This is a genomic window from Sphingobium scionense, assembly GCF_014197035.1.
In the GTDB taxonomy this organism is placed as follows: domain Bacteria; phylum Pseudomonadota; class Alphaproteobacteria; order Sphingomonadales; family Sphingomonadaceae; genus Sphingobium; species Sphingobium scionense.
Window position 1 is genome coordinate 1 of record NZ_JACIEU010000069.1, and the last position, 7,285, is coordinate 7,285.

Sequence of the window (7,285 nt, forward strand, 5' to 3'; positions counted from 1 at the left end):
GGGGGTTGAGTAGCAACGGAACAGAAAACCTACATAAGGCGCACCTTCAGGCATCGTCGATACCCACTGCACCGGGGTCGCGTAGCGGCCGAAGTTCGCCGCGCGCCACCATGTCGGGGATGGTGAAGGCGTAGCGTCCGAGCATGTTGATGTGCTTGGTTCCGAGCGGCGAAAGGCGGGCGACGTCCTCGTCCAGGATCACATGACCTTCGGCGCGGAGCTGGTTGAGCGCGGCATCGATGTAGATCGTGTTCCAGAGCACGACTAAATTGACGACCAGCCCGAGCGCACCGAGCTGGTCCTCCTGTCCCTCGCGGTAGCGCTGGCGAAGTTCACCGCGCTTGCCGTGAAAGATGGTGCGGGCAAGCTGATGGCGGCTCTCGCCGCGGTTGAGCTGGACGAGGATGCGGCGTCGGTAGGGTTCGTCGTCGATGAACCGCAGCATGTAGAGCGACTTGATGAGGCGGCCGAGTTCCTGGAGGGCGCGCGCCAGCCTTGTCGGGCGATCGTTGGTCTGGAGGACACGGGTAAGTCCGGTCGCGCGCACGGCGCCGAGTTTCAGTGACCCGGCCAGGCGAAGGAGGTCATCCCAGTGCTCGACGATAAGCCTGGTGTTGATCCTGTTCGCCGCGAGGTCATCCAGCACGCCATAATCGGCCTTGCCATCGACACGCCAAAACCGCGCGCCGCCTATATCGGCGATGCGCGGCGAGAACTGGAGCCCAAGCAGGTGGAAGACGCCGAAGATTGTGTCGGTATAGCCGGCCGTATCGGTCATGATCTCGCTTGGCTGCAATTCGGTTTCCTGGTCGAGCACGACCGCCAGCAGATGGAGGCTGTCACGCAGCGTACCGGGGACCGTCACGGCATTCAGTCCGGAAAAGCGGTCGGAAACCAGATTGTACCAGGTGACGCCACGTTCACGCCCAAAATAGCGCGGGTTTGGGCCGGCGTGGATCGTGCGGACCGGCACGGTAAAGCGTAGCCCATCGGCCGAGGCGACCTCGCCGCCACCCCAGGCGCGGGTCAGTGGGATCCTGTTGTGCGCGGCGACCAGCAGCGCGTTGGCGGCGGTCAGCGTCTCGGCGCGCATGAAGTTCTGTTTCACCCAGCTCAGCCGAGACCGGCGCAGTGCGGGCATCTCGGGACGTACAAGCGGCTCGAACCCGGTATTGGTCGCCTCCGCGACAAGTACTGCGCAGATGGTCGTCGCTATATCCTCGGCGCGCGCATTGCCTTCGCTGGCATGAGTGAACGCCGCCCCGAACCCGGTTTGCGCGTTCATCTCCAGGATCAGCTCAGGGAGATCCAACTGCGGCAGCCGTGCATCAATCGCCTTATGGAGATCGGTGAGGCTGAGCGGCTCGTCGATCTTGTCGAGCGGCCCGATCGACAGGTCGGCACCGCCCGCGGTCTTTGTGATGGTCACTGCATTATTGGCCGGCACGCGCGCTGCTGTCTCGCGGTAGGCGAGATCGATCCGCGCCGACAGTTTGGCGATTTCCTCGTCGCCAGCGACTGCCACGCCGACCGTGCGGCATATCGTCGGTCGGGCCGCTTCCCAGGCGGCCCCCGTCAGCAGGCCCTTGCGCGGGTCGGCATAGCGAAGCGAACGAACGGGAAAGACGTCTCGGCGACGGATGGCACGGCGCAGCCGGTCGAGCGTACAAAGCCGGTAACCGGTCAGATCGAATGCACCGTCATCGGTCTTCAGCTGACGACCCCAGCCCTTGGGGACGAACGCGGTAGGTGCCGGCCCACGGCGCTTTTCACCCTGGTGAACTCTGCGCAGGTGATCGACCGCGTCGAGCAGCGGCTGCCCCGCAGGCGCGGCTGCAAGATCGAGCGCTGCCAGCATCTTCGGCAGATAGCGCATCGTGCCGGCCTGCTGGCGCAACTCGACAAAATAGCTTTCGTCATTTGGTCGGGCAAGCAGGTTCACCTGCGCGACGGCGTCCGTCAACGCCGACCGGTCAACCAGCGCAAACACGGCCGCGCGAACCTTCGCATCGTCAATGCTGTCATCGAGCAGCACGGTGCCGACATCGCGAAGTCGGAGCGATGCAGCGTCGAGATCCCGCAGTGAGCGCATCCGAGCCTCCTTGGCGTTGATGCGCGCATTGGAGGACATCTTGGCCGACACGACGTCGAACAGGTCGATCACATCGTCGCTGGCCGACGCTTCGAGGGTGCGGATGAATGCAACCAAGGTGGCCGCGCGCCGATCGTCGGGAAGCCGGGCTACGGCTTGCGCTTTCGCGGCCCCAGCAAATCGCGCCAAGGCAGCGGCCTTGCTGGGTGGCACGCGGTCAAGTTCGGGCAAGCCCGCGGTGAACGTGCGGATTTCGGTCAGGCGGTCGACGGCGCGACTAATCTCAGGGCCGCTTTGCAGATATGGCCCGTCACGCAGCCGATCGAGCGGGCTTTGCCGTCCGTCCTCGGTAACAGCGACGAGCGTATCAAGCCGGATACGTTGCTCTGGCGTCAGCTTATCGACCAGACGGCTATGAACGTGCGCGGCGACCCGTGTGCGGACCCGCGCAATATCGCGCTCGAGGACGGATAGGCCCGGCAACAGCACCTTGGCTTCGAGCAGCCATATCGCTGCTGCATCGAACAGCGCCGATGGCCGATCAGTGCCCGTCCAGCACAGCGCGTACATGAAACGGTGCAATCGGAACGCGACGTCGGGATCGGAGAAGACGCGGTAGCCATAATGATCGCGAATGCGTGGGCCGTGCCGCCATCGTCCTTTGGTCGCGCAATATCGCGCCATCAGTTCGGCCGATCCGTCGATCGCCAGTTGGTCGCCGGTAAACCGCGTGACCGACGCCGGTGTCTTTGCCGGATCTTCGAGAAAGGTGCCGAGAAGCCTTAACGAGCCAAGCTGCACCGCGACACCGAGCCGGTTGTGGTCGCCGCGGTGCGCGCCGATGAACGCCCGGTCCGCATCGTCGAGATAAAAATGACGCGCCAGCTGTTCCGATGTCGGATCGCCGACGAAGCGACCATATCGCAGTGCTTGGTCATCTGAGAGAAAGCTGACGGGCACCGCTTCGCGTTATGCCGCTGCCGTGGACTTGGTCCCGCGCTTGGCCAGCAGTTCGCTGGCCCGCTCTCGCGGCTGTCCTTTCGCATCGACATAGGCATAAAGCGTCGACACTGACACGCCGAGCTGGATCGCGACATCGCGCGCGGCATTGTCGCGGTCTGCCATCAACGCCATCGCGGCCTTCAGCTTCTGCTTCGTCATGACCCGTGGCCGACCGCCTGCACGGCCACGCGCCCTGGCCGCGGCCAGCCCCGCCATCGTGCGCTCGTGGATCAGGTCGCGCTCGAACTCGGCAAGAGTCGCGAAGATACCGAACACCAACCGGCCCGTGACGGTCGTCGTGTCGATATCGCCGGTCAGCACCTTCAGGCCGACCCCGCGCTTCTGCAGATCGCCGACCAGTCCGACGACGTGGGGCAGCGACCGTCCAATCCGGTCGAGCTTCCAGACGACGAGGGTGTCGCCATCACGCATGATATCGATTGCCTTGTCGAGCCCCGCCCGTTCGGTCGCGCGACCCGAGCACACGTCGTCGAAGACCCGGTCGCATCCAGCACGATCCAGCGCATCGCGCTGCAGATCGAGATTTTGCTCGCCCGTCGACACCCGCATGTACCCGATCAGCATTGACGTCCGCTCCCTCGTTTATCAATCTATCGAAGGATGGGTTTACCGGCTATAGGTTTTTGGACGGGTATATATGAGATTGAGGCCCATCAAGCAGCCCGCTCGCAAGCGCCAAGCCGCTTCGCATCAAACCGGGGTTTGTTGGAAATCCTGCATCGGCAGTTATCGCCTCATTCTCTGCCGTCCAGCCACGATGCCACATCACTAAAAACGGTCGTCTGTTCACATCAGTCGATGGCGCTGTTTGCGCGGTCGCCGTGGAATGCACTGACCTACGCGACTGATTGCGTTGTTGTGAGACCTGGCGCCTAATCGACCGTTCCTCCGTTCAATATTGTGAGTTGCCATGCTGCCAAGGGTGCTATATATGGCCGCGCATCCGCTGGACCCGGCTCGTACCGGGTGGCTCGGCCCGGCGCCTATCCCCGGGATAACCTTGAAGCACCACGGCGTTCTGCCACTTACAACTGCATACGTTCTCTACTGAGCGTCTGGCCGCTGTTGTGCTGCAGCTATATTCCAGGTTTTCCAATGATAACATTTGCCTCGCTGAAACGCGAATGGCTTGCCAATCCACGTGGCGACATCCTTGCGGGGATCGTCGTCGCGCTTGCGCTCATACCTGAAGCTATCGGCTTCTCGATCATCGCCGGCGTCGATCCGCGCGTCGGTCTTTATGCCTCCTTCTCCATCGCCGTCATCATCTCGCTGGTCGGTGGCCGACCGGGCATGATCTCGGCAGCCACTGCGGCCATCGCAGTCCTGATCCTGCCGCTGGTCCGTGACTATGGCGTCGAATATCTGTTCGCCGCCACGATTCTGATGGGCGTGCTGCAGGCGATCGCCGGCTTCCTGCGCCTCAATCTGCTGATGCAGTATGTGTCGCGCTCGGTGATCACCGGCTTCGTCAACGCGCTCGCTATCCTGATCTTCATGGCCCAGCTGCCGGAACTCACCGGCGTGCCGTTGCTGACCTACATTCTGGTCGCGGCCGGACTGGCTGTGATCTACCTGTTCCCGCGGCTCACCAGGGCTGTCCCGTCGCCGCTGGTGGCCATCGTGCTGCTGACGGTCGTGGCGTTTTATGCCGGCTTTGACGTTCGTACCGTTGGCGACATGGGCGAACTGCCCACGGCTTTCCCCAGCTTCTGGCCTCCCGACGTGCCATTCACGCTCGAGACCCTGAAGATCATCTTTCCCTACTCTTTGACGATGGCGGCCGTTGGCCTGCTTGAATCGATGATGACGGCACAGATCGTTGACGACCTCACCGATACGCCGTCAGACAAGCAGCGCGAGATGAAGGGCCAGGGCATTGCCAACTTCGTCACCGGCTTCTTCGGTGGGATGGGCGGCTGCGCGATGATTGGCCAGTCGGTGATCAACGTGAAGTCAGGTGGCTCCACCCGCCTGTCGACCTTTGTTTCCGGCGTATTCCTGCTGTTCCTGCTACTGGTACTTGGGCCGGTGGTGGCGATCATCCCGATGGCCGCATTGGTCGCCGTCATGATCATGGTGTCGATCGGCACCTTCAGCTGGCGCTCGATCCGCGACATCCGGCATCACCCATGGCAGTCGTCCGTGGTGATGCTCGCCACGGTGCTGATCACCGTGTGGACGCATGACCTGGCACAAGGCGTGTTGGCTGGCGTGATCCTGTCGGGCCTGTTCTTCGCCAGCAAGGTCAAGCGGCTGTTCACGGTCGCAACCGACCTGTCGGCTGATGGTCGCAGTCGGACCTATCGCATCGCCGGACAGGTGTTCTTCGCCTCGTCTGAGCGCTTCGTGGATGCGTTCGACTTCAAGGAAGTGCTTGATCGCGTCGTCATCGACGTCTCGCAAGCACACTTCTGGGACATCTCGGCTGTCGGCACGCTCGACAAGGCGATCCTGAAGTTCCGCCGCGAAGGCATCGAAGTCGAGGTGATTGGCCTGAACGAGGCCAGCGCCTCAATGGTCGATCGTTTCGCCATTCACGACAAGCCCGGCGCCGAAGCAGCGCTCGGCGGTCATTGAGAGGACAAGACCCATGCAGCACATTCTCGCCTGCATCGACGCATCGGCTTACGCCAACAGCGTCTGCGATCTTGCCGCCTGGGCGTCCCGGCGGCTCCAGCTCCCCGTCGAGTTGCTTCACGTCGTTCAACGACGTGACGCCGTTGCCGCGCGGCATGACCTGTCCGGTGCCATCGGCCTGGGCGTGAAGACTAACCTGATGGAGGAGCTCGTCCAGCTTGAGGAGAGCGATGCCAGACTCCAGGTTGAGCGCGGCCGCGTGCTCCTGGCTGCGGCCAAGCAGCGCCTGCAGGAAGGTGGCGTGGATCAGGTGCGCAGCCTCCATCGTCATGGCGGCATCGTAGAGACGATCCTCGAACGCGAGGCGGATGCGCGCGTCGTGGTGATCGGCAAGCGTGGCGCCGGCCATGAGTTCGCCTCCGATCATATCGGCTCGAAGATCGAGCGCGTCGTGCGCGCCAGCGATCGGCCGATCCTGATCGCCTCACGCGCGGTGTCGGAACCTGGCGCAATCGTCTTCGCATTCGACGCCAGCAAATCCGCAAACCGTGCGCTCGAACGCCTAGTCAACTCACCCCTATTCACTGGTCTGCCGGTCCATATCGTCATGGCCGACAGTGAGAACGCGGTTCACCGGCAGGCGCTGGATGATGCGGCCGGACAGTTGCGGGACAGCCATGAGGTTCGCACCACGCTGCGGCAAGGAAAGCCCGAGACAGTCATCGCCGACATCGTGGACCAGACACCTGGCGCGATGCTGATGATGGGCGCCTATGGCCATTCGCCGCTGCGCACGCTCATCGTCGGCAGCACTACCACGGCGATGATCCGCACCGTGCACGTGCCGGTGCTGCTGGTCAGGTAGTATGCCGCTGGATCTCGATCACTTTCGTGCCAAGCTGGCTTCGGCTCGTGAGGCACTGATCGAGCAGGATCGCCGGACCGAAGCAGACCGGGCGCCTGTGACACTTGAGCAGGACAGCGTCGGGCGCCTGTCGCGTATCGATGCGATGCAGATGCAGGCCATGGCGCTGGCCGAGTCTCGCCGGCGCCAGATTGACCTTGCCGGCATAGCCGCAACCTTCCGTCGGATAGAGGACGGCGAGTTCGGCTTCTGCATCAGCTGCGGAGAGGACATCGCACCCGCCCGGTTGGAACATAACCCCGGAATTGCGACGTGCATCAATTGTGCACGGAAAGGATAAGACACCATGCCGGCAGGCACTGTCCGATATGTCGATCACGATAGGGGCTTCGGCTTCATCTCCCGGGACGACAAGCTGCCCAAGCTGTTCCTGCATGTTTCCGAGGTCGAGAAAGCTGGCCTAAACAGTATCGAAAAGGGGCAGCGCTGGATCTTCGATACCGCTGAGCGACCCGATGGAACGCTCATGGCGGTAAATCTGAGGTTCGAAGGCGTTTAACGATCAACACAATTCTCTCGCAAGTCGATCTGGCGGCAGCTATCGTGGTTGGTCTCTGCAAAGCGTACCGACAGGAAACCACCACTTTCTACCATTCCGGAAGGGCGCGGGGCCTCGAGGCGTGCTGCCTTATGTAGGTTTTCTGTTCCGTTGCTACTCAACCCCC

7 protein-coding genes and 1 other annotated feature are annotated in these 7,285 nt (G+C 62.6%); of the genes, 4 read left to right on the forward strand and 3 right to left on the reverse strand.

Features of this window, described 5'->3' with window-relative positions; genetic code table 11:
- Positions 1-46 precede the first annotated feature (46 nt).
- Positions 47-3,052: a Tn3 family transposase gene (locus GGQ90_RS28515; protein WP_188084617.1), complete on the reverse strand. Its 3,006-nt coding sequence runs from the start codon at positions 3,050-3,052 to the stop codon at positions 47-49.
- A 9-nt stretch (positions 3,053-3,061) separates the two neighbouring features.
- Positions 3,062-3,679, reverse strand: a complete 618-nt coding sequence (locus tag GGQ90_RS28520; protein ID WP_188084618.1) for a recombinase family protein — start codon at positions 3,677-3,679, stop codon at positions 3,062-3,064.
- A 381-nt stretch (positions 3,680-4,060) separates the two neighbouring features.
- Positions 4,061-4,115 (forward strand) — a sequence feature (sul1 is cis-regulatory element that is thought to sense ions involved in sulfur or methionine metabolism; They are found in Alphaproteobacteria).
- A 95-nt stretch (positions 4,116-4,210) separates the two neighbouring features.
- Between GGQ90_RS28520 and GGQ90_RS28525 the strand changes: the two genes are divergently transcribed.
- Together GGQ90_RS28525 and GGQ90_RS28530 are read left to right on the forward strand one after the other, a co-directional pair.
- Entirely contained in the window at positions 4,211-5,695 is a 1,485-nt protein-coding gene (locus GGQ90_RS28525) for a SulP family inorganic anion transporter (protein WP_188084622.1), read from the forward strand.
- Between the two features lie 13 nt (positions 5,696-5,708).
- Positions 5,709-6,560 (forward strand): universal stress protein, encoded by an 852-nt coding sequence (locus GGQ90_RS28530; protein WP_188084619.1) that lies wholly within the window; start codon positions 5,709-5,711, stop codon positions 6,558-6,560.
- Here the strand turns inward: GGQ90_RS28530 and GGQ90_RS29965 are convergent.
- On the reverse strand, positions 6,553-6,855 hold the full coding sequence (locus GGQ90_RS29965) for a hypothetical protein (RefSeq protein WP_343054221.1): 303 nt from the start codon (positions 6,853-6,855) through the stop codon (positions 6,553-6,555). The genes GGQ90_RS28530 and GGQ90_RS29965 overlap by 8 nt on opposite strands.
- Here GGQ90_RS29965 and GGQ90_RS29970 point away from each other — a divergent pair.
- Positions 6,832-6,900: a hypothetical protein gene (locus GGQ90_RS29970; RefSeq protein ID WP_343054220.1), complete on the forward strand. Its 69-nt coding sequence runs from the start codon at positions 6,832-6,834 to the stop codon at positions 6,898-6,900. The genes GGQ90_RS29965 and GGQ90_RS29970 overlap by 24 nt on opposite strands.
- A gap of 6 nt (positions 6,901-6,906) precedes the next feature.
- Positions 6,907-7,119 (forward strand): cold-shock protein, encoded by a 213-nt coding sequence (locus GGQ90_RS28540; protein WP_188084621.1) that lies wholly within the window; start codon positions 6,907-6,909, stop codon positions 7,117-7,119.
- Positions 7,120-7,285: the final 166 nt, after the last annotated feature.

Excerpts from the sequence above, each read along its gene's own strand:
- GGQ90_RS28525 (WP_188084622.1), top strand. The coding sequence starts at position 4,211 with ATGATAACATTTGCCTCGCTGAAACGCGAATGGCTTGCCAATCCACGT.
- GGQ90_RS28540 (WP_188084621.1), top strand. The coding sequence starts at position 6,907 with ATGCCGGCAGGCACTGTCCGATATGTCGATCACGATAGGGGCTTCGGC.
- GGQ90_RS29965 (WP_343054221.1), bottom strand. The coding sequence starts at position 6,855 with ATGTTCCAACCGGGCGGGTGCGATGTCCTCTCCGCAGCTGATGCAGAA.
- GGQ90_RS28520 (WP_188084618.1), bottom strand. The coding sequence starts at position 3,679 with ATGCTGATCGGGTACATGCGGGTGTCGACGGGCGAGCAAAATCTCGAT.
- GGQ90_RS28530 (WP_188084619.1), top strand. The coding sequence starts at position 5,709 with ATGCAGCACATTCTCGCCTGCATCGACGCATCGGCTTACGCCAACAGC.